The following is a 24,336-nucleotide window of genomic DNA, read 5'->3' as shown; positions in this document are numbered from 1 at the left end:
CGTCTTGGAAATTCCAAGACGAAAGGAAAACCTATGTTCTATGCAAAAACAATCGCTATGGCTGCCTTGATGGCTGTTCCTGCGGTAGCAGAGGCAAAACCGCCCTTGAGGGATGTCAAAGAGATCGACAATGAACTCTATTACATCGCCATCGCAAACGAGATTTCGGAATACTGCCCCTCGATCAGCGGGCGACGACTGAAGGCGATCAGTGTGATGTGGGGGCTGCGCTCCAAAGCGAATGACTTGGGATACACAGACCGGGAAATCCGGTCTTATGTCGAGTTGGACGCAGAAAAAGACCGCATGCGCACCAAGGGTGAGGCTTATCTAGCCTCAAACGGGGTGACTTATGAAAACCCCACCACGTTTTGCACGTTGGGCCAAAAGGAAATTCAACGAAACAGCGCCATTGGCGTTTACTTGAGGGCGGATTGACGGATGGGCGTTCAGGTTCTCAGATCCGGGGCAGTTGGTGTGGCATTGCTGATTTCGTTGTCGGCGTGCGAAACGCCAACCAGTTCTGCGACAGACACTGCCGCCTCTCGGGCAGAGTTTCGCGCCGAGCTGCCGCCGGAACTGTACGACTTTGCGTTCTCTGCTGCCGTGGCTGAGCAAATCGCTGGCGAATGCCGGGCGATTTCGTTTAATCGACCCGAGGCGCAGGCGCAGATGAAATCACTGGACGCCGAGCTCAAGGCCAAGGGTTATCAAGAAAGCGACTTACGCTATTTGGCCGATGCCATTCCGCGTAAGCGCGCGCAGGACGACCTAATCAAATACATCCAGCAAAGCGGTGTTGTCGTGGGTCAGCCCGACACGTTCTGCGCAGCTGGCCAACGCGAGATTGCCAACGGCACCCGGATCGGTGCATTCCTGAAAGGCTAACGAAATCATGTCTGACCTCCGCAAGATCAATATCGACGGGCAGGAAATCGAAGTCGAAGGCGCGATGACCCTGATCCAGGCTTGTGAGCAAGCCGGGGTAGAAGTGCCGCGTTTTTGTTACCATGAACGTTTGTCGATCGCCGGAAACTGCCGGATGTGCCTGGTCGAGGTTGTGGGCGGCCCGCCCAAGCCGGCGGCTTCGTGCGCGATGCAGGTGCGCGACCTGCGCCCAGGGCCGGAAGGTCAGCCTCCGGTCGTCAAGACAAACTCGCCCATGGTCAAAAAGGCCCGCGAAGGGGTGATGGAGTTTCTGCTGATCAACCACCCGCTGGATTGTCCGATTTGCGACCAAGGCGGTGAGTGTGACCTTCAGGATCAGGCCATGGCTTATGGTGTCTCGGGCTCGCGTTTCAAAGAAGCGAAGCGCGCAGTCGATGATCTGGATCTTGGCCCGCTGGTTGGCACGGCGATGACGCGTTGCATTAGCTGCACCCGCTGCGTGCGTTTCACGACCGAGGTCGCCGGGATCACGCAGATGGGTCAGACCGGGCGGGGCGAGGATGCCGAGATCACCTCGTACCTGAACGAAACACTGCAATCGAACCTGCAGGGCAACATCATCGATCTGTGCCCGGTTGGGGCGCTGACGTCGAAACCCTACGCGTTTACCGCTCGCCCATGGGAACTGACCAAGACCGAGAGCATAGACGTCATGGACGCCCTTGGTTCGAACATCCGCGTGGACACCAAAGGGCGCGAAGTGATGCGCTTCCTGCCGCGCAACCACGATGGCGTGAACGAAGAGTGGATCAGTGACAAAACCCGCTTTGTCTGGGATGGCCTGCGTCGTCAGCGCTTGGACAAGCCCTACATTCGCGAAAACGGCAAGTTGCGCCCGGCTTCATGGCCCGAGGCGCTGACCAAAACTGCTGAGGCACTGAAGAGCGCCGAAAAACCTGCTGGGATCGTGGGCGATCTGGCCTCGGTCGAAGCAACTTTTGCCTTGAAGCAGATGATCGAAGGGCAGGGCGGTGTTGTCGAATGCCGCACCGATGGGGCCAAGCTGCCTGCTGGCAACCGTGGGGCTTATGTCGGAACCGCTACGATTGAAGACATAGACTCGGCCGAACGCATTCTGCTGATCGGGACCAATCCGCGTGATGAGGCTCCGGTACTGAACGCGCGGATCCGCAAAGCCTGGGCGCATGGTGCCGAGGTGGCTCTGGTCGGTCCCGCAGTAGATCTGACCTATGACTACCATCACATGGGCGATGATCGCGCGGCCTTGCAGAAGGTCGTCGACATGGGGGGTGACGACGCCATCAAGGGCAAGCCCTCGCTGGTGATCGTGGGGCAGGGTGCCCTGCAAGAAGCAGACGGCGCTGCTGTGTTGGCGTCTGCGCAAACCATTGCAGCCAATACCGAAAGCAGGCTTTTGGTACTGCACACTGCGGCCTCGCGCGTGGGTGCGATGGATGTAGATGCGACCAACGAAGGTGGCATGGATGCCGTCAACGCTGCCGACGTGATTTATAATCTCGGTGCCGATGAGATTGAGATCGGCGAAGGCGCGTTTGTTATCTACCAGGGCAGCCACGGAGACCGTGGCGCTCACCGCGCCGACGTGATCTTGCCGGGCGCGGCCTATACCGAAGAAAACGGTTTGTTCGTGAACACCGAAGGACGCCCGCAACTGGCAATGCGTGCCGGTTTTGCGCCGGGCGAAGCCAAGGAAAACTGGGCCATTCTGCGGGCATTGTCGGCCGAGTTGGGCGCGAAACTTCCATTCGACTCACTGGCGCAATTGCGAACCGCACTCATTGAAGCTGTGCCGCAACTGGCCCGGATCGATGAGGTGATCGAGAATGAGGTTCAACCGCTCGACGCAGCGCCGCTGGGTCAGGCCACGTTCCGAAACGCGGTCAAGGATTTCTATCTGACCAACCCGATTGCCCGTGCGTCTCAACTGATGGCCGAACTTTCGGCACAGGCGCAGGCGCGTCAGACTGGAAAGATCGCGGCGGAATGAGCCGGAACCGTTTCATATCACAAGCAAAGGCGGCTGCCGGGTGGCAGTTCGCCGCGCTGGATTTGTGTGTGAAACTGAAGATTAAGGGTGGCGCTGAAGCGGCAGATGCTGTTTACACCAACGCGCCGACCCAGTCGCACTTTGCGCAGGCACCTGGCCTTTGCATCGCGCGCGGAAAACGGAATACCCACGGTGTGAGGACCAATGGCTGATTTCTTTAACACCCCAGGCGGAATAGCCATCATCATTCTGGCGCAAGTGCTTGCAGTTGTTGCGTTTGTGATGATCTCGCTGTTGTTCCTTGTTTACGGCGATCGCAAGATCTGGGCCGCTGTCCAGATGCGTCGCGGACCGAACGTGGTTGGCGCGTACGGCTTGCTGCAATCGGTGGCCGATGCATTGAAATATGTGGTCAAAGAGGTCGTCATCCCGGCGGGGGCAGACAGGACCGTCTTTATCCTTGCACCGCTCACCTCTTTTGTACTGGCGATGATTGCCTGGGCAGTGATCCCGTTCAATGATGGCTGGGTGCTGTCGGACATCAACGTCGCCATTCTCTATGTGTTCGCTGTGTCTTCACTGGAAGTTTATGGCGTGATTATGGGGGGTTGGGCGTCGAACTCAAAGTACCCGTTCCTTGGGTCTTTGCGCTCTGCTGCGCAGATGATTTCGTACGAGGTTTCGATTGGCCTGATCATCATCGGTGTGATCATCTCGACCGGGTCGATGAATTTTGGTGACATTGTGCGTGCGCAGGACGGCTCGTTCGGCTTCTTCAGCTGGTACTGGCTGCCGCACTTCCCGATGGTCTTCTTGTTCTTCATTTCGGCGCTGGCTGAAACCAACCGACCGCCATTCGACCTTCCCGAAGCGGAATCTGAACTGGTCGCCGGTTACCAGGTTGAATACTCTGCCACACCCTTCCTTCTGTTCATGGCTGGTGAATACATCGCGATCTTCCTGATGTGCGCGCTGACCACGCTGCTGTTCTTCGGCGGCTGGCTGTCACCGATCCCGGGCCTGCCCGATGGCGTGCTGTGGATGGTCGCGAAGATGGCGTTCTTCTTCTTCCTCTTCGCAATGGTCAAGGCGATCACGCCACGCTACCGCTATGACCAGTTGATGCGGCTGGGTTGGAAAGTCTTCCTGCCGTTCTCGCTGGCCTGGGTGGTCTTTGTGGCCTTCGCGGCAAAGTTCGACTGGTTCTGGGGTGCGTTCGCCCGCTGGAGCGTGGGGGGCTAACGCGTTGGGTATCGATTTCACAGTCTTCTCCAAGCTTGTCGAGTTTTCGACACGGCACTCTGTGGAAGGCCGTTCATTGATGCTGGGCCGTCAGGAATTTGTTCGCCTGCGGCCGCCCAGAATCTTTCAGCGCAAACTGCGCCGAGAGGGGCTGGACCATATTCAGTTGGAATACCTCCAGCAGTCGGATGGCTACAGCGAGACGTTCTTTCGCAAGCTGGGGTTCGGTGAAATCGAAACTATGGATTTCTCGGACCACGAAGGCGCGACGATCCTCCAGGACCTAAACCGCCCCATTCCGAAAGAACTTGCGGGTCAATTCGATTTCATCTTCGACGGTGGAACGATTGAGCATGTGTTTAACGTCCCCGTTGCGTTGGAAAACGTGTTTCACATGCTGAAGCCCGGCGGGCATTTCATCTCGGTGAATGGCCTGAACGGCTGGGCCGGGCATGGGATGTATCAGTTCAATCCGGAACTGGTCTATTCGTTCTGGCGTCGGAACGCGGGCTGCGTGGTCAACACGTGCCAGGCGATTCAACGCAGCCGTGCCTTTCACCAGGCGATTTTGGATCTACAAGATCCGGCGGATGGAGAACAACGGATCGACCTGGGCGATGCCCTCCCGGATGGGCAGGTCTATTTGTATTATGAAATCCAGCGCGGTTCCGAAGCGGCTCTCATGGACACGGTTCTTCAAAGTGACTACGAGACGCACTGGCGTGACTACTCCAATGCCGGTGGAACGCGATATGATCAGAAGGTTAGCTCTCTATGACTCAAATCGACTACACCCGCGCCGCCAAGTACTTTCTGCTACAGGACTTCTGGGTCGGTATGAAACTGGGGCTCAAGTACTTTTTCGCCCCGAAGGCCACCGTGAACTATCCGCACGAAAAGGGCCCTCTGTCGCCGCGCTTTCGGGGGGAACATGCGCTGCGTCGTTATCCCAACGGTGAAGAACGCTGCATTGCCTGCAAACTGTGTGAAGCAGTATGCCCGGCGCAAGCCATCACCATCGACGCGGAGCCGCGCGAAGACGGCAGCCGCCGCACGACACGTTACGACATCGACATGACCAAATGCATCTATTGCGGCTTCTGCCAAGAGGCATGCCCGGTTGATGCCATCGTTGAAGGGCCGAATTTCGAATTCGCCACGGAAACCCGCGAAGAGCTGTTCTACGACAAGGAAAAACTGCTGGATAACGGCGAACGCTGGGAAGCCGAAATCGCCCGCAATCTGGAAATGGACGCGCCGTATCGATGACTGACAGCCCGACAAATCCGTTCGAGCTGATGATGAAGCAGGCTCAGGACATGGCCAAGGCTATGAACCCGGCGATGGAAAGCTTTTCGCCCAAGGGGTTCGAAGCGCTGTGGCCGACCATGCCTAAAGAGGTCATGGAGATGATGTTCGGCAACACCGTCAACAAAGACGGGCTGGATGCCAAAACCCGCCTGCTGTTGACGCTGGCCGGGCTGACCTGTCAGGGCGCGCAAGCGGATAGTGCCGTGCGCCAAACTGTGCGCCACGCGCTGGAAGCGGGTGCCAAGAAACAAGAGATCGTGGAAACGATCGGTCAGATGTCGGTCTTTGCCGGCATCCCGGCCATGACCCGCGCGCTGGATCTGGCGCAAGAGGTCATGGGCGGCAACGAGGATGAGGATCAATGACCGTCTTTGCCTTCTATCTGTTTGCCATCAGCGCCATCACCGGCGGGCTGTTCACGGTGATCAGCCGCCAGCCGGTGCACTCGGTGCTGTGGCTGATCCTGTCCTTCCTGTCGGCGGCGGGGCTGTTCGTGCTGCTGGGGGCCGAGTTTGTGGCGATGCTGCTGATCATCGTCTATGTAGGCGCGGTCGCGGTTCTGTTCCTGTTCGTGGTGATGATGCTGGACGTGGACTTTGCCGAACTCAAGGCCGAGATGGCACGCTATATGCCGCTGGCCCTGCTGATCGGTCTGGTCATCCTGATGCAGTTCGTCATGGCCTTTGGCGCTTGGGACAGCGCGCAGGGTGCGGCGGCCAATCTGGCCCAGCCAGTTCCAGCGGACCGCCACAACACCGAGGCGTTGGGTGTCATCCTTTATGATCAATATTTCCTTCTGTTCCAACTGGCGGGCCTGATCCTGCTGGTGGCCATGATCGGCGCCATCGTGCTGACATTGCGCCACCGTCAGGACATCAAGCGTCAGGACATCGTCGGCCAGATGATGCGAGACCCGGCCAAGGCGATGGAGTTGAAGGACGTTAAACCGGGGCAGGGACTTTGAGACGATGATCGGACTTGAACACTATCTTACGGTCGCGGCGACGCTGTTCGTCATCGGCATCTTCGGTCTCTTCCTGAACCGCAAGAACGTCATCATCCTGCTGATGAGCATCGAACTGATGCTGCTGGCGGTGAATATCAACCTCGTGGCGTTTTCCAGCTTCCTCGGCGATCTTGTCGGGCAGGTGTTTACGCTGTTCGTGCTGACCGTTGCGGCGGCCGAGGCGGCGATTGGTCTGGCCATTCTGGTCTGCTTCTTCCGTAACCGTGGCACCATCGCGGTTGAAGACGTCAATATGATGAAGGGCTAAGAGAACTATGGAAACCACCATCCTCTTTGCCCCGCTCGTGGGCGCGCTGATCTGCGGCTTTGGCTGGAAATTCATTGGCGAGAAAGCCGCCATGTGGACGTCCACCGGTCTGCTGTTTCTGGCCTGTCTGCTGTCGTGGATCGTTTTCTTCACATTTGATGGGGTGACCCAACAGATTGAGATCATGCGCTGGATCGAAAGCGGCTCGTTGTCGACAAGCTGGGCGATCCGTCTGGACCGTCTGACCGCGATCATGCTGATCGTGGTGACAACCGTTTCGGCGCTCGTGCACCTCTATTCCTTCGGCTACATGGATCACGACCCGCAGTGGCGTGAGGGCGAAAGCTATAAGCCGCGTTTCTTTGCCTATCTGTCCTTCTTCACCTTCGCCATGCTGATGCTTGTGACGGCGGACAACTTGGTTCAGATGTTCTTTGGCTGGGAAGGCGTGGGTGTCGCTTCGTACCTGTTGATCGGCTTCTACTATCGCAAGTCTTCGGCCAATGCGGCGGCGATGAAAGCGTTCATCGTGAACCGGGTAGGTGACTTCGGCTTTGCGCTGGGGATCTTCGCGATCTTCTTCCTGACCGATAGCATCAATTTCTCGGACATCTTTGCATCTGCCCCGGCGCTGGCCGAAGAAAAGTTGCACTTCCTGTGGGGAGAGTGGACTGCAATTGAAGTCATCTGTGTGCTGCTGTTCATCGGCGCCATGGGTAAATCCGCTCAGTTGATCCTGCACACCTGGTTGCCGGACGCGATGGAAGGCCCGACGCCTGTGTCGGCCCTGATCCACGCTGCAACCATGGTGACTGCGGGTGTCTTCCTGGTCTGCCGCATGTCGCCGCTGATGGAGTTTGCGCCGGGCGCAACCGGCTTCATCACGGTACTGGGCGCATCCACCGCGTTCTTTGCGGCCACGGTGGGTCTGGTGCAAACCGACATCAAGCGCGTGATTGCGTATTCGACCTGTTCTCAGCTTGGATACATGTTCGTGGCTGCTGGCGTGGGCATGTACTCGGCGGCGATGTTCCACCTGTTCACTCACGCCTTCTTCAAAGCCCTATTGTTCCTGGGTGCGGGTTCCGTGATCCACGCCATGCATCACGAGCAGGAGATGACCGAATACGGCGGTTTGCGGAAGAAAATCCCATATACCTTCTGGGCGATGATGATCGGCACGCTGGCCATCACCGGCGTTGGTATTCCGCTGACCACATTTGGCTTTGCCGGGTTCCTGTCCAAGGACGCCATCATCGAGAGCGCTTATGCGGGCGGCTCGGGCTATGGCTTCTGGTTACTGGTTGTGGCGGCTGCGTTCACCTCGTTCTACAGCTGGCGTCTGATCTTCTTGACCTTCTACGGTGAGCCGCGTGGCGACAAACATACGCATGATCACGCGCATGAAAGCCCGATGGTCATGCTGGTGCCGCTGGGCGTTCTGTCACTGGGCGCGGTTTTTGCCGGGATGATCTGGTACGGCAACTTCTTTGGCCACGCCGACAAGGTTGGTAAGTTCTACGGCATCCCTGTTGCCGAAGCGTCAGAGCACACAGAGGCCGGCGATCATGGCAAAGCCGAAGAGCATGACGATGCCGCACATTCGGATGACGGTCATGCGGATGATGGTCATGGCGCTGAAACACATGCGGATGAGGGCCATGCAGACGACGGCCACGGTGACAAAGCTGCTCATGGTGGTGATCACCACTATGCCTTTGTCGGCGAACCGGGCGAGGGCGCGCTGTATATGGCACCGGACAACCACGTGTTGGACGATGCGCACGCCGCTCCGAAATGGGTTAAGGTCTCGCCCTTTGTTGCGATGGTCCTCGGCTTTGTCGTGGCCTATTGGTTCTACATCGTGAACACGACGCTGCCCGCGCGGTTGGCCGAGAACCAGCGCCCGCTGTACCTGTTCCTCAAGAACAAGTGGTACTTTGACGAGATCTACAACGTTATCTTTGTCAAACCCACCATCGCCCTTGGCCGGTTCCTGTGGAAGCGCGGCGATGGAAATACAATTGATGGCTTCCTGAACGGAGTAGCAATGGGCGTTGTTCCCTTCTTTACCCGCCTCGCAGGCAAGGCGCAGACCGGGTACATCTTTACCTATGCCTTCTGGATGGTGCTGGGCATCGCAGCCCTTGTAACGTGGATGTCTATCGGCGGAGGGGCCAACTAATGGACAATATCCTTTCCATCGTTACGTTCATCCCGGCGATTGCAGCAGGTATTCTGGCGCTGTTCCTGCATGGGGATGACGCTGCGGCCCAACGCAATGCCAAGTGGATTGCGCTGCTGGCGACGACCGTGACCTTCCTGGTATCGATTGGCATCTATACCGGTTTTGATCCCTCGAACCCCGGCTTCCAGATGGTGGAAGAGGGTGAGTGGCTGATGGGTCTGAAATACAAGATGGGTGTGGATGGCATCAGCGTTCTGTTCGTGTTGCTGACCACTTTCATCATGCCTCTGACCATTTTGGCCAGTTGGAATGTCACCGACCGCGTCAAGGAATACATGGTGGCTTTCCTGCTGCTGGAAACCCTGATGCTAGGCGTGTTCATGGCGCTGGATCTGGTGCTGTTCTACCTGTTCTTCGAGGCAGGCCTGATCCCGATGTTCCTGATCATCGGCATTTGGGGCGGTAAGGACCGCATCTACGCCAGCTTCAAGTTCTTCCTCTACACCTTCCTCGGCTCGGTGCTGATGCTGGTTGCGATGGTTGCGATGTACGCGGATGCAGGCACCACGGATATTGAGGCTCTGATGAGCCACCAGTTCTCATCGGAAAGCTTCAGCGTGCTGGGCATCTATGTTGTCGGCGGTATGCAGACTTTGATGTTCCTGGCCTTCTTTGCCTCTTTCGCAGTGAAGATGCCGATGTGGCCGGTGCACACCTGGTTGCCCGATGCGCACGTTCAAGCGCCGACCGCGGGTTCGGTTGTTCTGGCGGCGATCCTGCTGAAAATGGGTGGCTACGGCTTCCTGCGGTTCAGCCTGCCGATGTTCCCTGTGGGTTCGGCGGTGATGACCGATCTGGTGCTTTGGATGTCTGCGATTGCGGTTGTCTACACCTCGCTGGTGGCGTTGGTGCAAGAGGACATGAAGAAGCTGATCGCTTACTCTTCGGTCGCGCATATGGGCTTTGTGACCATGGGCATCTTTGCGGCAAACCAGCAGGGTATCGATGGCGCGATCTTCCAGATGCTGAGCCACGGGTTTATCTCGGCGGCGCTCTTCCTGTGTGTCGGCGTGATCTACGACCGGATGCACACCCGCGATATCGAGGCTTATGGCGGTCTGGTCATTCGGATGCCTGCTTACGCGCTGGTCTTCATGCTGTTCACCATGGCCAATGTCGGCTTGCCGGGCACTTCCGGATTTATCGGGGAATTCCTGACCCTGATGGGGGCCTTCCAGGTCAACACCTGGGTGACAGCTGTGGCTGCGACCGGTGTCATCTTTTCCGCCGGTTATGCGCTGTGGCTGTACCGCCGCGTGGTCTTTGGCGACCTGATCAAGGAAAGCCTGAAGGCGATGACCGACATGAGCTCGCGCGAACGTCTGATCTTTGCCCCACTGATCGTGATGACCATCCTTTTGGGCGTTTACCCGTCGCTGGTAACGGATGTGATCGGGCAATCCACCGCCGCGCTGATTTCGAACTATGACACGGCTCTGGCCGCAGCTGAGGCTGCGACCCAGACGGCCGCCTCGCACTAAGGGAGCTTTGGAGACATGATCCAGGCTGATCTGACAATTATCCTGCCGGAAATCATTCTGGCGCTCTACGCGATGGCGGCGCTCTTGGGGGCTGTCTATACGACGAAAGACGGCATGGCACCTTTGTTGGTCTGGACCACAGCTGGTCTGATGGCCCTTCTGGCGATCTGGATCGCCACACAAGGCGAGGGGACCAACGTGGCCTTCAATGGCATGTTCGTCGATGACGGGTTCGCCCGTTTCGCCAAGGTTGCGATCCTGCTTTCGGCAGGTGCCGTTCTGGTCATGAGCCAGGACTACATGGCGCGCCGCGATTTGCTGCGGTTTGAGTATCCGCTACTGGTCGCACTTGCCGCTGTTGGCATGATGATGATGGTCAGCGCGGGCGATTTGATGTCGCTTTACATGGGGCTCGAGCTGCAATCTCTGTCACTATACGTTGTCGCGGCATTGCGTCGTGACAGTGCGAAGTCGACCGAAGCGGGTCTGAAGTATTTCGTGCTGGGTGCGCTCAGCTCGGGTCTGCTGCTTTATGGTGCGTCGCTGGTTTATGGCTTTACTGGAACAACGCTCTTTTCAGGCATCATCACAACCGTTCAGGCCGGAGAAGTTTCGATTGGCTTGCTGTTTGGTCTGATCTTCCTGATCTCTGGTCTGGCCTTCAAAGTCTCGGCCGTGCCGTTCCACATGTGGACACCGGACGTGTACGAAGGCTCGCCAACGCCGATTACAGCCTTTTTCGCCACCGCGCCGAAAGTGGCTGCCATGGCCCTTTTTGCGCGACTGATGCATGACGCGTTTGGTGGCATTGTGAAAGACTGGCAGCAGGTGATCGTGCTGCTTTCGGTGCTGTCGATGCTGCTGGGTGCTGTCGCCGCGATTGGTCAGCGAGACATCAAACGTCTGATGGCATTCTCGTCAATTGCCCATATGGGTTATGCTCTGATCGGTTTGGCAGCAGGTACTGAGTTGGGCATTAAAGCGATGCTGATGTATCTGGCCATCTACGTGACTATGAACATCGGAACCTTTGCCTTCATCCTGATGATGGAACGGGACGGCAAACCGATCACCGATATTGACGCCCTGCGCCAATATTCCAAGCGCGATCCGGGCAAAGCCCTTGCCGTTCTGATCCTGATGTTCTCGCTGGCCGGTGTGCCACCGATGCTGGGTTTCTTTGCGAAATTTGGCGTTTGGCAAGCAGGTGTCAGCGCGGGTCTGACCGGCCTTGTGATCGTCTCGGCCATCGCGTCCGTCATCGGTGCCTTCTATTACCTGCGGATCGTGTTCTACATGTATTTCGGTGCTGAAAACGAAGACCCGATTGAAACCCGGTCGACGCCGGTGTTGTGGGTCGCCTTGATGGGCTCGGCCGCCTTGATGCTGATCGGTATCTTCTATCAGTTTGGGGTCGAGGGCGCGGCGGCAGCTGCGGCAGCGACGCTTGTCAACTGAAGGTCTTGCACACTCGGAAGGAGGGGCTCGGTCGCGTGACCGAGCCTTTTTGATATGACCAAATGGCCCCAAGGCTATGGACTGCACGAGCTGCAGGAAGTCGATAGCACACTCAATGAGGCAGCGCGGATTGCACCCACTGCCCGAGGTCCCGTTTGGATTATGGCACATCACCAAACGGCGGCGCGCGGACGGCGGGGCCGGGTCTGGGCCAATCCCATGGGCAATTTGGCGGCGACGTTGCTGATGCGCCCGCAAGGTGCGCCGGAACAGGCAGCGCTACGCAGCTTTGTGGCCGCATTGGCCTTGTTCGACGCCTGTGTTGCTGTGACCGGAAGAACGGCCGGTCTGTCGCTGAAATGGCCCAACGATGTTCTGCTGAACGGGGGTAAGCTGGCCGGTATCTTGCTGGAAAGCACCGGGCAGGGGCAAGGTGTTGCGCATCTGGCGATCGGCATCGGTGTGAACCTGGCCAATGCACCTGACGCGGATGCGGTCGAACCTGGTGCCATGCGGCCCGTTTCATTGCTGTCGGAAACCGGTTCAAATGTCTCGCCCGAAGATTTCCTGACCGAACTGGCCGCAGCTTATGCTAGGTATGAAACCCAATTCGTCACCTATGGGTTTGACCCGATCCGCACCGCGTGGCTGGCCCGCGCGGCGCGGTTGGGAGAGGTCATCACCGCACGTACCGGAACGTCAGAGACGGTTGGAACCTTCGAAACAGTAGACGCAAGCGGCAACCTTGTCTTAAACACCGCCAAAGGCCGCGTGAGCATTCCTGCGGCAGACGTGTATTTTTGAAAGGGGCGTTAAATGCTTCTGGCCATTGATTGCGGCAACACCAATACCGTTTTCTCGATCTGGGACGGCGAGAAGTTTCTGTGCACCTTACGCACGTCGACCCACCATGCGCGCACGGCAGACGCATATTTCACCTGGTATTCGACTCTGGTGAAACACTATGGCATCGAAGCGGTCATTACGGATGTCATCATCGCCTCAACAGTGCCGCGTGTTGTGTTCAACCTGCGTATCTTCGCGGATCGTTTTTTTGGATGCCGGCCGCTGGTGGTGGGTAAACCGGATTGTCTGTTACCCGTGCCCCCTCGTGTGGATGAAGGCACGGTACCCGGGCCTGACCGGTTGGCCAACGCAGTGGGTGCGTTTGATCGTCACGGTGGCAATGTGGTTGTTGTGGATTTTGGCACAGCAACAAACTTTGACGTTGTTGCCGCCGACGGGGCTTATGTCGGGGGCATTATCGCGCCTGGCGTAAACCTTAGCCTTGAAGCTCTGCATCAGGGGGCGGCTGCGCTTCCGCATATCGATATTACCCGGCCGGATAAAGTGATCGGGACGAATACGGTTGGATGTATCCAATCGGGCGTGTATTGGGGCTATTCCGGCCTGATCGAAGGGCTGATCGCCCGGATCAAAACCGAATACGGAATGCCGATGAAAGTTGTGGGTACTGGTGGACTGGCCCCTTTGTTCGATCAGGCCGACGTAGGGTTCGACGCAATCGAAGATGATCTGACGATGCACGGTTTGACCGTGATCCATCGCTATAACAAGGATAATGGCTCCGAATGAGCAGTGAAAGATTGATCTACCTGCCGCTGGGTGGCGCGGGTGAAATTGGCATGAATGCCTATGTGTATGGCTATGGTAAACCCGGACAGGAGCGCCTGATCCTTGTTGATTTGGGTGTCACCTTTCCGGACATGGACACAACACCCGGTGTTGACCTGATCTATGCGGATATTTCGTGGTTGAAAGAGCGTGCAGACCGGCTGGACGGCGTTTTTATCACCCACGCGCATGAGGACCATGTTGGCGCGGTGGCGCATTGCTATGAAGCCTTGGGTGCGCCGATTTATGCCCGCGCGTTCACGGCCAATATCGCCCGCCGCAAGATGGAAGAACACGCGCACCCAACCGAGGCCGTAACAACCGTATCCGCCTGGCCCGAACAGGTCGCGGTCGGGCCTTTTACGGTTGGTTTCCTGCCTGTATCGCACTCGATCCCCGAAAGCGCGGCGTTGGTCATCGATACGCCTGCGGGACGGGTCGTGCATTCGGGCGATTTCAAACTGGATGCGCAGCCTGTCGTGGGGGAGGCTTTTGATCCAGATTTGTGGGCTGAGGTCGCCAAACCCGGCGTCAAGGCGCTGGTCTGCGACAGCACAAACGTGTTCTCGGCCCATCCGGGCCGTTCGGAATCCGAAGTTGGGCCGGAAATCACCAAACTGGTCGAAAACGCCGAAGGCATGGTCGTGGCGACCACGTTTGCCTCAAACGTTGCGCGGGTCAAAACACTGGCCGAAGCGGGTCAGCGGGCAGGGCGGTCAGTTGTCCTGTTGGGCCGCGCCATGCGCCGGATGATCGAGGCCGCAACCGAAACCGGCATCCTGTCGGATTTCCCAAAGGTGATCAGCGCGGAAGAGGCGTTGGATCTTCCGCGCCAGAATCTGATGCTGATCGTAACCGGCAGCCAGGGTGAACGCCGTGCTGCCAGCGCCCAACTGGCCCGTGGCAAGTACCGTGGTCTGGAACTGGCCGAAGGTGACCTGTTCCTGTTTTCCTCGAAAACCATTCCGGGCAATGAGCGGGGCGTGATCTTCATCATGAACCAGCTCAGCGAAAAGGGCGTCGATGTCGTCGATGACAGTTCGGGTCTCTATCACGTGTCAGGCCATGCCAACCGGCCTGATCTTGAGAAGGTCCATGCGCTGATCGATCCGCAAGTCGTGATCCCGATGCACGGTGAACACCGTCATCTGCGCGAGCACGTCAAACTGGCCGAGCAAGGTGGCAGAAGCGGTGTGCTGGCAGTGAACGGTACCATGTTGGATCTCAGCGGTAATGCCCCGGCTGTTGTCGACTATGTTGAAACCGGGCGCACCTATTTGGACGGGTCGGTCAAGATCGGCGCGTTGGACGGCGTTGTGCGGGATCGTATCCGCATGGCATTGAACGGCCATGTCACGGTCACTGTGGTCTTGGACGAGGAAGACGAACCGCTGGGTGAACCTTGGTGCGATACCATGGGCCTCCCCGAGATCGGAACTTCGCGCGCCGCTTTGGTGGAGGTTCTGGAGGAGGACCTGAATCAATTCCTGATGCGGGCCGCGGCCAAAACTTTACGCGATGATGACAAGCTGGAAGACGAGATGCGCCGGATCGTGCGGCAGACCGCCAAAGCGGAAATCGGCAAGAAGCCCGAAGTAACAGTGGTTGTCAGCCGGATGCGGTGAGTCCGATCCGTCAGTCGTGATCGGGCATCGGGTATCCCCTGAGCCGCAAAAACAGATTGGCTTCTGCGTCATTCTTGTAGAAAGGAACGGACACTGGAGGCTCGGGGGATGTAACCCGGGCCGCTACTTCGGCAAGAACAACCTCGGTTATGAAGGGCAGGTCTAAATCTCGCGCGCGGTCCAGTTGCACCCATTGCAGGTGCGACAGCTCATCCGAGGCGCGACTGAAATCGTCCAGATCACCTTGCAGGGCTTCCGCGTCGACCAAAAAGAACCGTGCGTCAAACCGACGAGGTCGACCGGGCGGAGTTACAGCGCGGAAAACGAATTGCAACGCAGCTGCAGACGGCACAAATCCCATCGCCGAAAAACTCTGCCAATCGTCAGGTGCATGACCTGGCCACGCACCCGGCTGGCCCAGAACAAGCCCGGTTTCTTCCCAGAGCTCTCGAATGGCAGCGGCGGCCAGCGCGTGTTGCAGTCCGGACTCGACCTGTTCTGCCAAACGGTCATGGCACAGATCGGGCAGCTTGGTCGCAAGGGGCACTTCTGAATCCGCTGGATCAACGGCACCGCCAGGGAACACAAACTTGTTCGGCATGAACACGGCTTTGGAGCCGCGTTGACCCATGAGGATCGACGGGTTGGTCCATCTGTCCCGCAAAACGATGACAGTAGCGGCGTCACGGATGGCGGTCTTGTCTACTGTCATATCTGCGCCACGCGGCCGGTTGGGTTCACTTGGATGTTCCGAAACCGTGCATACGGCGGGCCCACTGATACGCGACAACAGCGCCTTTCAAGCGGGGCAGCAGGTACAGCGACAGAGCAACGCATCCAATTGAGAATCCGATGGCCATGGTCCAGGGGTCTGGCCGCCAATGGACGTAAGACACGTGCAAAGCAGGTGCCAGCAGGTGACCAACAAGAAGGATGGTCAGATAAGCCGGACCGTCATCGGCGCGGTGATGAAACAGTTCCTGCCCGCAATTCGAGCAGCTGTCATTGACCTTGAGATAGCTGTGCAACAGCTTGCCCTCACCACAGTTGGGGCACTTGCACCGAAACCCTTTGACAAGGGCGGGCCATGTTTCACGCTCTGTGTCGGTCGCTGTGTCGATCGTCTGATCCGTCATAATATAACTCGCGCATTAATCTTTGCGCGATAATGCGCCTGAACGGGCGGATTTGAAAGGGGGGTGCGTCGCTTTGCAACGCTCAGTACCCGATGCGCCGAAAACGCTTCTGATCCCATTCTTAATAAAATCCACTTTTCTGCGACGGAATTTCCGCTGCCCCGCGTTTGAATTGATATGAGCAGCGGCACTGGGGCCGCGTCAAAACGGGAAAAACGAAATGAAAAACGCGACATTTATCACGGCTATTGTTTTGTCCGCAGTTGCCGTTACAGGCACATCTGTTCTGGCTGCCGGAAAAAGCGGGCGCGAGCCTGTATCCTTTCAAGAGCTCGACACCGATGGCGACGGTCAGGTGACGCAGCAAGAGTTGGAGGCCCACCGCACCGCGCGTTTCACGCAAGCGGATACCGACGGTGATGGCCAGTTGAGCCTTGACGAGATGCAAGCCGCTGCACAGAAAAAGGCAAGTGACCGCGTCGCCAAGATGTTCGAAAAGAATGATGCGAACAGCGACGGGTTTCTGAGCCAGGACGAGTTGCCGAAACCCCGCCGGGCTGACAAGATGTTTGATCGGATGGACGCGGATAACAGTGGCGGAATCTCGGAACAGGAATTTGCCGATGCCAAAGACAAGATGGGGCGGCACCACAAGAAAAAGCATCACAATTCGGACGCAGACGATAGCTGATGCAGGATGGAGGATCTGACCTCCCACCCACAAGATGCCGGCGATGCGATGTGCAGCGCGGGCAGCCTCAGCGACGATGCGTTGCTGGGGCGCTTTGCCGATGGCGACGCCGAGGCCGCGCGGGTGCTTACTGACCGACTTGGGCCACGGTGTTACTCGGTCGCGTTACGCATGTTGGGCAATCGGACCGAGGCGGAAGATGTGACGCAAGAGGCGATGATGCGGCTGTGGCAAATGGCACCGGATTGGGTGTCGGGTCAGGCCAAAGTTTCGACCTGGCTGTACCGGGTGACGCTGAACCTGTGTGTGGACATCCGGCGCAAGAAGACACCGGACAGGCTGTCGGACGTTCCCGAGCCTGAAGATGGTCAAGCCAGTGTAGTTGACCGGATGCAGGACGAGGCGCGCAAGGACGCGTTGCAGATCGCCTTGGCCGAATTGCCCGAACGGCAGCGACAAGCGGTTGTGCTGCGCCATATAGAAGAATTGCCCAACCCCGAAATTGCCGGGATCATGGGTGTTTCCGTGGAAGCGGTGGAAAGTCTGACAGCGCGTGGCAAACGAAGCCTCGCCGCCATTCTGGCGGGACGGCGCGAAGAACTGGGGTATGACAATGGCGGATGACGATCTGGAACTGGATCATTTGTTTGCACAAGCACGGCAACAACGGCCGGCCTTGCCAGACGATTTGGCCGTGCGCATTCAAACGGATGCCGAGGCGGTGCGCTTGGGCCGCATGAAATCCGCGCCACAACCGGGGCCTGCGTTGTGGGACAGGCTGGTGCGCAATTTGGGTGGCTGGCAGGGGTTGAGTGGCCTTGTTGCGGCCAGTGCGGCCGGAGTCTGGATCGGGTTTTCCGCGCCTGCCTTTTTGCCCGATCCTGCCAACCTGCTGACAACGCAAGAGACGGCCTTTCTTGTGGCCGACCTTGGCTATGACACGAGTTTTCTGGAGACCACGGAATGAACGCTGATCCCAAACCCAAACGCCGGTGGATGCCCGTTGTCCTGGTTGTGTCTCTGGCTCTGAATCTGTTGATCGTTGGCGTTGCTGTAGGCACTGTGTTGCGTCTGAAAGGCGGGGATCACGCCAAAGCACCGCCGGGATTTGGCCCGGCCTTGTACCGAGCGTTGCCAAAAGACGACCGCAAAGCGATGCGGGGTGAACTGTCGGGGCTGCACAAAAAAGGGACCAGTGGTCGCAAACAGGATTTTGAGGCGATGAGCCAGGCTTTGCGCACGGTACCCTTTGATCCGGGTGCCGTTGAAGTGCTGTTGCTACAGCAGGCACAGGCAACGGCTGCATTGCAGCAGGCTTTGCAAACGCAATGGTTGGCGCGCGTTACCGCCATGAGCGATCAGGACAGACAGGCGTATGCAGATCGACTACAGGACATTGTCGAACGCGGTCCGCATAAACACAAGAAAAAGGACTAATAGGTTTTAAGCCGCGTTTTGCCGGACGCTCACCTGATTGCGACCGGCTTTTTTCGCCGCATAAAGTGCGGTGTCAGCGGACTTAATCAGGTTCTCAATATGTGGCGTGGGACTTTCTTGGTTGGGGAACGGGCCTTGGGACATTTTCATCCCGACGCTGACTGTCATCTTGACTTGCGGTCCCTGATCCAAGAGCTGAAACGGCGCGTTGCAAATGCTGTCACAGAGGGATTCAGCGAGCCGCATCGCTTGTTTGGGTGTTACATTTGGCGCGCCTATCATGAACTCTTCTCCACCGATACGGGCGACAAATCCGTTGGTGCCAAGGGCACCACGCATACGTTCTGCCGCCTGCTTCAGCACGAGATCGCCACTCGCGTGACCGTGGTCATCGTTGATTGCCTTGAAGTGGTCGAGGTCTGCCAGCATGACAGCAAAACTGCTTCCTGTTCGCGCAGATTCGCGTGCGATCTGGTCCAGCGCTCGCATAGCAAACCGGCGATTATGCAGCCCGGTCAACGGGTCGATCCACGAGTCCGCAAGTCCCTTTTTCAGAGATACACGCATGTGATCCAGCCGGGCTTTGCGCGCGATTTGATTGTCCAGCCGAAGCAGGATTTCCTGCGCGCAGAATCCATCCAGGCAAACGGCGTCGGCACCCCGATCCAATGCCTCTGATGCCTGAACGGCATTGTCGTCTTTAAGCACACCGATCAACACCGTGTTTCGCGTGACGTTACGCGATCTGAGATCAGCCAGAATATTCAGATCTGACGGATGAGCGCCCAATTCGACAACGATGGCGTCCGGGACAGCGCCAGACAGGACGCTTTGAAGGTTCGATTGCAGGTGCCAGGACAAAGAAAACTGACGCTGATCGTTGAGCGCCTTGTGCCACATGACGCCGGTTTGCGCGGCATGTGTCAGAATATGAACTTTCGCGGCTTTTGGCGGGCGGATAACGCTTGGTGCCGGTTCCCCGAACCCGATCGGCTGCGAACCGTTGCTGACCTGAAGGTCTTGAGTGGCAGCATGGGCACGCAACAAGCTTCGGATACGCGCCAACAGCAAGGTATCCTTGAAAGGATGCGTCAGCACATCGTCCAACCCATCCTGCAAGGCACGCAGCCGCGCATCCCTGTCGTTTTGTGCGGCAAGTACAACAACTGGTACATCTTCAAGCCCGGGAACGGTCTTGGTCACCTTTTTGACATCCGCAACTGTTCCATCTGGCAAGGTCTGAGCTGTCAGAACAAGATCAGGCTGAGTGCGACGCACAAGCGACAACAGCCCTTCAAGCTTTTCACCTTGGACTACGTGATACCAAGCCGCTGTCAGCTGAACTTTCAGCATGATGCGATTGGTTGCTACCCCGTCGAGGACAAGGATGGTTCCCTGCACAGACATAGTTGTTCACCGTTGATTGCATGCGTGAACAAAGTGTTTATGAGTTTGGTTAACAAACCCTTTCCAAAAGTGGATCTGAGCGCAGTTTATGTCGATATCATCCGAATCCGCGGAAACGCTGGCTCTGACAGCTTTGGGCTGGTTGGCCGGAAATGAAGAGCTTTTTCCTGTATTTTTGGGCTCGACGGGCGCGTCGGTGCAAGATGTCCGCGAGCGTGCAGCAGACCCGGAATTTCTGGCGTCGGTGCTGGATTTTCTGGTACTTGACGACTCGTGGGTCATGGCGTTTTGTGATGCCAACGCGCTAGCCTATGATCTTCCTGCTCAGGCGCGGACGGTTTTGTCCGGCGGCGCTGATGTACATTGGACCTGAAATCCTCTTCCGCTGGAGAACTTGATGCCGATAGATGCAATCGTCTTCGATAAAGACGGCACGCTGTTTGATTTTGCAAACACATGGGGTGGCTTTGGCCGCTCTTTGCTGCTGCGACTGACTAATGGTGACACAACCCGCGCCGCCGAACTTGGACAGATAATCGGCTATGACCTGGAGCAAGAGAGATACAACGCAGACAGTATCGTTATCGCTGCGACTGTTGAAGAAATCGCCGACGTATTGGCCGCTCATGTCGACAGCATGACCGTTGATGAGATCGTGGATCTGATGAACGCCGAAGCAGCTGCTGCCCCTCAGTCGCCTGCTGTTCCTCTGGTCCCGTTTCTGGAAAGTTTGCAGAATGCGGGGATTAAGCTGGGTGTGGCCACCAATGACAGTGAACATCCGGCCTTGCAGCATCTTGAGTCCGTCGGGATTCGGGAGCATTTCGACTTTGTTGCGGGGTATGACAGTGGTCACGGGTTCAAGCCAGGCCCTGGTCAACTGCTGGCCTTTGCCGCGCATGTTGGGGTTGAACCTTCACGGGTCGCAATGGTTGGTGACAGCCTTCATGATCTCCAAGCCGGGCGGGCTGCCGGGATGACGACGATAGGTGTTTTGACGGGTTTGGCCGAAGCAGAGGCGCTGGCGCCCATGGCCGACGTCGTCCTGCCCGATATCGGACATATCCCTGCATGGTTAGCCAGCAAGTAAACGGTTAAATCCGACAATCGACGGCCAAAATAGAAAACCGACATATTCTGTCGCAGACAGAGCGGCCATCATCGTGTCTTCCGGGCTTGCTTGTTTAAAGCAGGAATGGAGGCCGTGATGGGCGATACAACAACACGCAAGCGTCGCGGCGGAGGCCGCGCTGGGGCCGCAGCGCGCAGAGGAACTGCAGCGATCGATCAGATGCCCTGGGATCCGCCCATCAACCTCGACCATCCCACAGAGCCCTTGGATCAGGCTGGCATCGAAGCGATCCATGACGGGGCCATGCGTATCCTGGAAGAGATCGGGATCGAATTTTACAATGAAGAGGCAATAGGCATCCTGCGTGAGGCAGGCTGTACCATCGAAGGTGACAATGTGCGCATGGGGCGCGACTTTGTCATGGAGATGATTGCGAAAGCCCCCAGTCAATTTTCGATCACGCCACGCAATCCGGATCGCAAGATCGAGATTGGTGGAAAGAACATTCTGTTCGGCAATGTCTCATCGCCGCCGAATTATTGGGATATGGAGATCGGCACAAAAGTTCCCGGCAACCGGGAGATGTGCCGAAATCTGTTGAAACTGACGCAATATTTCAACTGCATCCATTTCGCCGGAGGTTATCCGGTCGAACCTGTCGATATTCACGCCAGTATAAGGCATCTGGACGTCCTTTACGACAAGCTGACGCTGACCGACAAAACCATGCATGCTTACTCTCTGGGCAAAGAGCGCGTCGAGGATGTGATGGAAATGGTGCGCATCGCAGGCGGTCTGAGCCACGAAGAATTCGATGCCGCTCCACGCATGTACACCAACATTAACTCTACCTCTCCTCTAAAGCATGACCAGCCTATGATCGACGGGTGCCTACGGCTGGCCCGACGTGGACAGGCAATTGTGGTGACACCCTTTACGTTGGCCGGGGCCATGGCACCGGTGACAATGGCAGGTGCGGTGGCCCAGTCACTGGCCGAGGCGCTATGTGCTATAGCCCTGTTCCAATATGTGCGCCCGGGAACTCCGTGCGTGATCGGCACATTTACGTCGAATGTCGATATGAAAACCGGAGCACCCGCTTTTGGGACGCCGGAATACATGCGCTCGACCCAGATGACCGGCCAGATGGCGCGGTTCTACGGGCTGCCGATGCGATCGTCGGGTGTTTGTGCTGCAAACGTGCCCGATGGTCAGTCGATTTGGGAGACGTCAAACTCGCTTTGGGCATCCGTACAATCGGGCACCAACATGGTCTATCACGCGGCTGGATGGCTGGAAGGTGGCCTGATTGCAAGCCCGGAAAAGTTCATTATGGATTGCGAAATCCTGCAACAAATTCAGCGTTATATGAACCCGGAATTGACTGCCACCGGCCCTGATGAGATCGCGCTTGATGCGATCCGCTCAGTTGGCAATGACGGTCATTTCTTCGGCATTCAGCACACACAGGACCGTTATACCACCGCGTTCTATCAACCCTTCCTGAGCGACTGGAAGAACTATGAAGGGTGGGAGGTTGCTGGTGGCATTTGGACAGCCGAACGCGCCCACCACATGTTCAAAGAGATCATTTCGAGCTTTGACGCTCCACCAATGGATGAAGCCATTCGCGAAGAACTGGCAGAGTTTGTGGAACGCCGCAAAGCCGAGGGTGGCGCGCCGACAGATTTCTGAGCAATCGACAAATGTCGAAGTGATACCCGGTTGCATTCGCTGCAACTCAGGGTGGATTTTGTCTATTTGTTAAGATTTGTCAGCACAGAGTGCAGGGGACACCAAGTTGGGGTTTCCGATGCATGGTCTGATCAATCGGGCGATACAGTCTTTTGTCTGCGCTACCTATGGGCAGGCCTGCTGGCTGCGTGTGACCGAAGATGCGCGATTAGGGTTTCGCGAGTTTGAAGCCATGCTCATCTATGATGATGACATGACGACAAGAGTGTTGGATGCGCTGAGTGGCGATCTGAACCGACCAAAGGCCGAGATTCTTGAGGATTTGGGGACATATCTTGTGTCCCACCCGAACATGGAAGGGCTGCGTCGCCTGCTCAGGTTTGGCGGCGTAAGCTATGTAGAGTTTCTGCATTCGCTGGACGATCTGGCCGACCGGGTGCGGTTGGCCGTGTCAGATTTGACTTTGCCGGCCCTTGAACTGCGAGAGCTATCGGCCACGGAGTATCAGCTATGCTGCTTTCCAGGCTTGCCCGGCTATTCCAGTGTCATGGTTGGTGTTTTGCGTGCCATGGCAGACGACTACGGCGCATTGGTCATACTGTCACATGAAGGGCAGCAGCAGGACAGTGACGTCATTTCCATCATGTTGGTTGAAAGCGCTTTCGCGGAAGGGCGTCACTTTGATTTGGGGGCGCCCAGCAGATGACCGATACTCACGAACTTGCGGGCCTTCTGGAAACGCTTTGTCCAATGTTCCTGTTGGTCGAACAAGACGGACGAATACAACAAGCGGGGCCAACACTTCAAAAACTGCGACCAGAATTGCCCCTGACCGGGCAGGGGTTTCTGGAAGTGTTTGAACTGATCCGCCCCAGAACAGTTACAACCATTCCGGCGTTGTTATCGATGGCCGGGGCCAAGTTGCACCTGAAGTTCAAAGATGAACCGCGTACAACCCTCAAGGGCTTGGTCGCCCCTTTGCCGCAGTCCGGTGGTGCGGTCATCAACCTGTCATTCGGGATTTCAATTCTGGATGCGGTGCGGGATTACGCGCTGACAAGTGCGGATTTCTCAGGCACCGACCTTGCCATCGAACTGCTTTATCTGGTCGAGGCTAAATCTGCCGCGATGGAGGCGTCGCGGTCGCTAAACCTGAGGCTTCAAGGCGCCATGCTCGCCGCTGAAGAACAGGCCTATACCGACACATTAACCGGGCTAAAAAACCGCAGGGCCATGGATCACGTGCTGGCAAATCTGATCTCAAGTAATTCGACTTTTGCCTTGATGCATCTGGATCTGGATTTCTTCAAATCAGTGAATGACAAACTGGGTCACGCTGCTGGTGATTTCGTCCTGCAACAGGCGGCCCGCATTATGATTGAGGAGACGCGCGGCGAAGATACGGTTGCGCGTGTTGGTGGGGACGAGTTTGTCATTGTTTTCAAAGACCTGGCGCAGGACGACAGATTGAAGGCAATTGCTGACCGACTCATCCAACGCTTGAACGAGCCTATGCTGTTTCAAAACCAGCACTGTACTGTGTCAGCCAGCATCGGCACGGCTCTGTCCACTCAGTTTCAAGTGCCCAAAGCGGCTGATATCTTACATGCTGCAGATTTGGCATTGTATCAGGCCAAACGGGATGGTCGATCGTGCCATCGGCTTTATTCGACACTGAGCAAGGCGCAATCCTGAACATCCACCAAG

The 24,336-nt window shown here is 57.1% G+C and carries 28 protein-coding genes; 25 read left to right on the top strand and 3 right to left on the bottom strand.

What is annotated here, in order from left to right; genetic code table 11:
* Window positions 1-33: 33 nt before the first annotated feature.
* Genes ACXADZ_RS11695 through ACXADZ_RS11620 form a run of 16 tightly spaced genes read left to right on the top strand, consistent with a single transcriptional unit; the run spans window position 34 to window position 15,191 of the window.
* A complete protein-coding gene (locus tag ACXADZ_RS11695; RefSeq protein ID WP_475196501.1) occupies window positions 34-438 on the top strand; it encodes a DUF5333 domain-containing protein in 405 nt (134 codons plus the stop codon).
* 3 nt (window positions 439-441) lie between these two features.
* Window positions 442-888, top strand: a complete 447-nt coding sequence (locus tag ACXADZ_RS11690; protein ID WP_475196499.1) for a DUF5333 family protein — start codon at window positions 442-444, stop codon at window positions 886-888.
* A gap of 7 nt (window positions 889-895) precedes the next feature.
* A complete protein-coding gene (gene nuoG, locus ACXADZ_RS11685) occupies window positions 896-2,917 on the top strand; it encodes an NADH-quinone oxidoreductase subunit NuoG (protein WP_475196496.1) in 2,022 nt (673 codons plus the stop codon).
* Complete coding sequence (locus tag ACXADZ_RS11680) at window positions 2,914-3,129, top strand: hypothetical protein (protein WP_171092164.1); 216 nt, start codon at window positions 2,914-2,916, stop codon at window positions 3,127-3,129. Before nuoG ends, ACXADZ_RS11680 begins: the two co-directional genes overlap by 4 nt.
* Entirely contained in the window at window positions 3,122-4,159 is a 1,038-nt protein-coding gene (nuoH, locus tag ACXADZ_RS11675; protein WP_475196494.1) for an NADH-quinone oxidoreductase subunit NuoH, read from the top strand. Before ACXADZ_RS11680 ends, nuoH begins: the two co-directional genes overlap by 8 nt.
* Before the next feature lie 4 nt (window positions 4,160-4,163).
* Window positions 4,164-4,937, top strand: coding sequence for a methyltransferase domain-containing protein (locus ACXADZ_RS11670; RefSeq protein WP_475196493.1), 774 nt, complete (start codon window positions 4,164-4,166; stop codon window positions 4,935-4,937).
* Entirely contained in the window at window positions 4,934-5,428 is a 495-nt protein-coding gene (gene nuoI, locus ACXADZ_RS11665) for an NADH-quinone oxidoreductase subunit NuoI (protein WP_170331439.1), read from the top strand. The genes ACXADZ_RS11670 and nuoI overlap by 4 nt, the downstream gene beginning before the upstream one ends.
* Window positions 5,425-5,835: a carboxymuconolactone decarboxylase family protein gene (locus ACXADZ_RS11660; RefSeq protein ID WP_171092158.1), complete on the top strand. Its 411-nt coding sequence runs from the start codon at window positions 5,425-5,427 to the stop codon at window positions 5,833-5,835. Before nuoI ends, ACXADZ_RS11660 begins: the two co-directional genes overlap by 4 nt.
* Window positions 5,832-6,434: an NADH-quinone oxidoreductase subunit J gene (locus ACXADZ_RS11655; RefSeq protein ID WP_170615376.1), complete on the top strand. Its 603-nt coding sequence runs from the start codon at window positions 5,832-5,834 to the stop codon at window positions 6,432-6,434. Before ACXADZ_RS11660 ends, ACXADZ_RS11655 begins: the two co-directional genes overlap by 4 nt.
* 4 nt (window positions 6,435-6,438) lie before the next feature.
* Window positions 6,439-6,744 (top strand): NADH-quinone oxidoreductase subunit NuoK, encoded by a 306-nt coding sequence (nuoK, locus tag ACXADZ_RS11650; protein ID WP_005984024.1) that lies wholly within the window; start codon window positions 6,439-6,441, stop codon window positions 6,742-6,744.
* Window positions 6,745-6,751: 7 nt separating this feature from the next.
* Complete coding sequence (gene nuoL / locus ACXADZ_RS11645; RefSeq protein WP_475196491.1) at window positions 6,752-8,929, top strand: NADH-quinone oxidoreductase subunit L; 2,178 nt, start codon at window positions 6,752-6,754, stop codon at window positions 8,927-8,929.
* Window positions 8,929-10,473, top strand: a complete 1,545-nt coding sequence (locus tag ACXADZ_RS11640; RefSeq protein WP_171668679.1) for an NADH-quinone oxidoreductase subunit M — start codon at window positions 8,929-8,931, stop codon at window positions 10,471-10,473. The genes nuoL and ACXADZ_RS11640 overlap by 1 nt, the downstream gene beginning before the upstream one ends.
* Before the next feature lie 15 nt (window positions 10,474-10,488).
* The gene (gene nuoN / locus ACXADZ_RS11635; RefSeq protein WP_171105703.1) at window positions 10,489-11,931 is read left to right on the top strand and encodes an NADH-quinone oxidoreductase subunit NuoN; all 1,443 of its coding nucleotides are present in this window, start codon (window positions 10,489-10,491) and stop codon (window positions 11,929-11,931) included.
* A gap of 54 nt (window positions 11,932-11,985) precedes the next feature.
* Window positions 11,986-12,735: a biotin--[acetyl-CoA-carboxylase] ligase gene (locus tag ACXADZ_RS11630; protein ID WP_475196489.1), complete on the top strand. Its 750-nt coding sequence runs from the start codon at window positions 11,986-11,988 to the stop codon at window positions 12,733-12,735.
* 12 nt (window positions 12,736-12,747) lie between these two features.
* Window positions 12,748-13,527, top strand: coding sequence for a type III pantothenate kinase (locus ACXADZ_RS11625; RefSeq protein WP_171092148.1), 780 nt, complete (start codon window positions 12,748-12,750; stop codon window positions 13,525-13,527).
* On the top strand, window positions 13,524-15,191 hold the full coding sequence (locus tag ACXADZ_RS11620; RefSeq protein WP_475196488.1) for a ribonuclease J: 1,668 nt from the start codon (window positions 13,524-13,526) through the stop codon (window positions 15,189-15,191). Before ACXADZ_RS11625 ends, ACXADZ_RS11620 begins: the two co-directional genes overlap by 4 nt.
* A 10-nt stretch (window positions 15,192-15,201) precedes the next feature.
* Here ACXADZ_RS11620 and ACXADZ_RS11615 read toward each other — a convergent pair whose 3' ends face one another.
* Together ACXADZ_RS11615 and ACXADZ_RS11610 are read right to left on the bottom strand one after the other, a co-directional pair.
* Entirely contained in the window at window positions 15,202-15,903 is a 702-nt protein-coding gene (locus ACXADZ_RS11615) for an NUDIX hydrolase (protein WP_475196486.1), read from the bottom strand.
* A gap of 25 nt (window positions 15,904-15,928) precedes the next feature.
* Complete coding sequence (locus ACXADZ_RS11610; RefSeq protein WP_171092142.1) at window positions 15,929-16,327, bottom strand: DUF983 domain-containing protein; 399 nt, start codon at window positions 16,325-16,327, stop codon at window positions 15,929-15,931.
* A gap of 220 nt (window positions 16,328-16,547) precedes the next feature.
* Between ACXADZ_RS11610 and ACXADZ_RS11605 the strand changes: the two genes are divergently transcribed.
* Genes ACXADZ_RS11605 through ACXADZ_RS11590 form a run of 4 tightly spaced genes read left to right on the top strand, consistent with a single transcriptional unit; the run spans window position 16,548 to window position 18,455 of the window.
* A complete protein-coding gene (locus tag ACXADZ_RS11605; RefSeq protein WP_475196485.1) occupies window positions 16,548-17,018 on the top strand; it encodes an EF-hand domain-containing protein in 471 nt (156 codons plus the stop codon).
* A gap of 6 nt (window positions 17,019-17,024) precedes the next feature.
* Window positions 17,025-17,642 carry an RNA polymerase sigma factor gene (locus ACXADZ_RS11600; protein WP_475196484.1) on the top strand — a complete coding sequence of 206 codons (618 nt, stop codon included), beginning with the start codon at window positions 17,025-17,027 and terminating at the stop codon, window positions 17,640-17,642.
* A complete protein-coding gene (locus ACXADZ_RS11595) occupies window positions 17,632-17,985 on the top strand; it encodes a hypothetical protein (RefSeq protein WP_475196482.1) in 354 nt (117 codons plus the stop codon). The genes ACXADZ_RS11600 and ACXADZ_RS11595 overlap by 11 nt, the downstream gene beginning before the upstream one ends.
* Entirely contained in the window at window positions 17,982-18,455 is a 474-nt protein-coding gene (locus ACXADZ_RS11590; protein WP_475196480.1) for a periplasmic heavy metal sensor, read from the top strand. The genes ACXADZ_RS11595 and ACXADZ_RS11590 overlap by 4 nt, the downstream gene beginning before the upstream one ends.
* Window positions 18,456-18,461: 6 nt before the next feature.
* Here ACXADZ_RS11590 and ACXADZ_RS11585 read toward each other — a convergent pair whose 3' ends face one another.
* Window positions 18,462-19,862, bottom strand: a complete 1,401-nt coding sequence (locus ACXADZ_RS11585; RefSeq protein ID WP_475196477.1) for a diguanylate cyclase — start codon at window positions 19,860-19,862, stop codon at window positions 18,462-18,464.
* Between the two features lie 88 nt (window positions 19,863-19,950).
* Here ACXADZ_RS11585 and ACXADZ_RS11580 point away from each other — a divergent pair, with 88 nt between their 5' ends.
* From ACXADZ_RS11580 to ACXADZ_RS11560, 5 genes are all read left to right on the top strand, one after another.
* Window positions 19,951-20,235 carry a DUF3572 domain-containing protein gene (locus tag ACXADZ_RS11580; protein ID WP_171092130.1) on the top strand — a complete coding sequence of 95 codons (285 nt, stop codon included), beginning with the start codon at window positions 19,951-19,953 and terminating at the stop codon, window positions 20,233-20,235.
* Between the two features lie 24 nt (window positions 20,236-20,259).
* A complete protein-coding gene (locus tag ACXADZ_RS11575; protein ID WP_171668670.1) occupies window positions 20,260-20,952 on the top strand; it encodes an HAD family hydrolase in 693 nt (230 codons plus the stop codon).
* A gap of 117 nt (window positions 20,953-21,069) precedes the next feature.
* The gene (locus ACXADZ_RS11570; protein WP_171668669.1) at window positions 21,070-22,629 is read left to right on the top strand and encodes a trimethylamine methyltransferase family protein; all 1,560 of its coding nucleotides are present in this window, start codon (window positions 21,070-21,072) and stop codon (window positions 22,627-22,629) included.
* Between the two features lie 118 nt (window positions 22,630-22,747).
* Window positions 22,748-23,335, top strand: coding sequence for a heme NO-binding domain-containing protein (locus ACXADZ_RS11565; protein WP_475196474.1), 588 nt, complete (start codon window positions 22,748-22,750; stop codon window positions 23,333-23,335).
* Window positions 23,332-24,324: a GGDEF domain-containing protein gene (locus ACXADZ_RS11560; RefSeq protein ID WP_475196472.1), complete on the top strand. Its 993-nt coding sequence runs from the start codon at window positions 23,332-23,334 to the stop codon at window positions 24,322-24,324. The genes ACXADZ_RS11565 and ACXADZ_RS11560 overlap by 4 nt, the downstream gene beginning before the upstream one ends.
* Window positions 24,325-24,336 lie beyond the last annotated feature (12 nt).

The organism is Ruegeria sp. ABM4_193, assembly GCF_056158705.1.
Note: the sequence above shows the minus strand (reverse complement) of the source record. Positions and strands in the feature narration are given on the sequence as shown.

What these genes read in the sequence shown, in the direction of transcription:
- ACXADZ_RS11695 (WP_475196501.1), top strand. Translation starts at nt 34, where the DNA reads ATGTTCTATGCAAAAACAATCGCTATGGCTGCCTTGATGGCTGTTCCT.
- ACXADZ_RS11690 (WP_475196499.1), top strand. Translation starts at nt 442, where the DNA reads ATGGGCGTTCAGGTTCTCAGATCCGGGGCAGTTGGTGTGGCATTGCTG.
- nuoG (WP_475196496.1), top strand. Translation starts at nt 896, where the DNA reads ATGTCTGACCTCCGCAAGATCAATATCGACGGGCAGGAAATCGAAGTC.
- ACXADZ_RS11680 (WP_171092164.1), top strand. Translation starts at nt 2,914, where the DNA reads ATGAGCCGGAACCGTTTCATATCACAAGCAAAGGCGGCTGCCGGGTGG.
- nuoH (WP_475196494.1), top strand. Translation starts at nt 3,122, where the DNA reads ATGGCTGATTTCTTTAACACCCCAGGCGGAATAGCCATCATCATTCTG.
- nuoI (WP_170331439.1), top strand. Translation starts at nt 4,934, where the DNA reads ATGACTCAAATCGACTACACCCGCGCCGCCAAGTACTTTCTGCTACAG.
- ACXADZ_RS11660 (WP_171092158.1), top strand. Translation starts at nt 5,425, where the DNA reads ATGACTGACAGCCCGACAAATCCGTTCGAGCTGATGATGAAGCAGGCT.
- ACXADZ_RS11655 (WP_170615376.1), top strand. Translation starts at nt 5,832, where the DNA reads ATGACCGTCTTTGCCTTCTATCTGTTTGCCATCAGCGCCATCACCGGC.
- nuoK (WP_005984024.1), top strand. Translation starts at nt 6,439, where the DNA reads ATGATCGGACTTGAACACTATCTTACGGTCGCGGCGACGCTGTTCGTC.
- nuoL (WP_475196491.1), top strand. Translation starts at nt 6,752, where the DNA reads ATGGAAACCACCATCCTCTTTGCCCCGCTCGTGGGCGCGCTGATCTGC.
- ACXADZ_RS11640 (WP_171668679.1), top strand. Translation starts at nt 8,929, where the DNA reads ATGGACAATATCCTTTCCATCGTTACGTTCATCCCGGCGATTGCAGCA.
- nuoN (WP_171105703.1), top strand. Translation starts at nt 10,489, where the DNA reads ATGATCCAGGCTGATCTGACAATTATCCTGCCGGAAATCATTCTGGCG.
- ACXADZ_RS11630 (WP_475196489.1), top strand. Translation starts at nt 11,986, where the DNA reads ATGACCAAATGGCCCCAAGGCTATGGACTGCACGAGCTGCAGGAAGTC.
- ACXADZ_RS11625 (WP_171092148.1), top strand. Translation starts at nt 12,748, where the DNA reads ATGCTTCTGGCCATTGATTGCGGCAACACCAATACCGTTTTCTCGATC.
- ACXADZ_RS11620 (WP_475196488.1), top strand. Translation starts at nt 13,524, where the DNA reads ATGAGCAGTGAAAGATTGATCTACCTGCCGCTGGGTGGCGCGGGTGAA.
- ACXADZ_RS11615 (WP_475196486.1), bottom strand. Translation starts at nt 15,903, where the DNA reads ATGACAGTAGACAAGACCGCCATCCGTGACGCCGCTACTGTCATCGTT.
- ACXADZ_RS11610 (WP_171092142.1), bottom strand. Translation starts at nt 16,327, where the DNA reads ATGACGGATCAGACGATCGACACAGCGACCGACACAGAGCGTGAAACA.
- ACXADZ_RS11605 (WP_475196485.1), top strand. Translation starts at nt 16,548, where the DNA reads ATGAAAAACGCGACATTTATCACGGCTATTGTTTTGTCCGCAGTTGCC.
- ACXADZ_RS11600 (WP_475196484.1), top strand. Translation starts at nt 17,025, where the DNA reads ATGGAGGATCTGACCTCCCACCCACAAGATGCCGGCGATGCGATGTGC.
- ACXADZ_RS11595 (WP_475196482.1), top strand. Translation starts at nt 17,632, where the DNA reads ATGGCGGATGACGATCTGGAACTGGATCATTTGTTTGCACAAGCACGG.
- ACXADZ_RS11590 (WP_475196480.1), top strand. Translation starts at nt 17,982, where the DNA reads ATGAACGCTGATCCCAAACCCAAACGCCGGTGGATGCCCGTTGTCCTG.
- ACXADZ_RS11585 (WP_475196477.1), bottom strand. Translation starts at nt 19,862, where the DNA reads ATGTCTGTGCAGGGAACCATCCTTGTCCTCGACGGGGTAGCAACCAAT.
- ACXADZ_RS11580 (WP_171092130.1), top strand. Translation starts at nt 19,951, where the DNA reads ATGTCGATATCATCCGAATCCGCGGAAACGCTGGCTCTGACAGCTTTG.
- ACXADZ_RS11575 (WP_171668670.1), top strand. Translation starts at nt 20,260, where the DNA reads ATGCCGATAGATGCAATCGTCTTCGATAAAGACGGCACGCTGTTTGAT.
- ACXADZ_RS11570 (WP_171668669.1), top strand. Translation starts at nt 21,070, where the DNA reads ATGGGCGATACAACAACACGCAAGCGTCGCGGCGGAGGCCGCGCTGGG.
- ACXADZ_RS11565 (WP_475196474.1), top strand. Translation starts at nt 22,748, where the DNA reads ATGCATGGTCTGATCAATCGGGCGATACAGTCTTTTGTCTGCGCTACC.
- ACXADZ_RS11560 (WP_475196472.1), top strand. Translation starts at nt 23,332, where the DNA reads ATGACCGATACTCACGAACTTGCGGGCCTTCTGGAAACGCTTTGTCCA.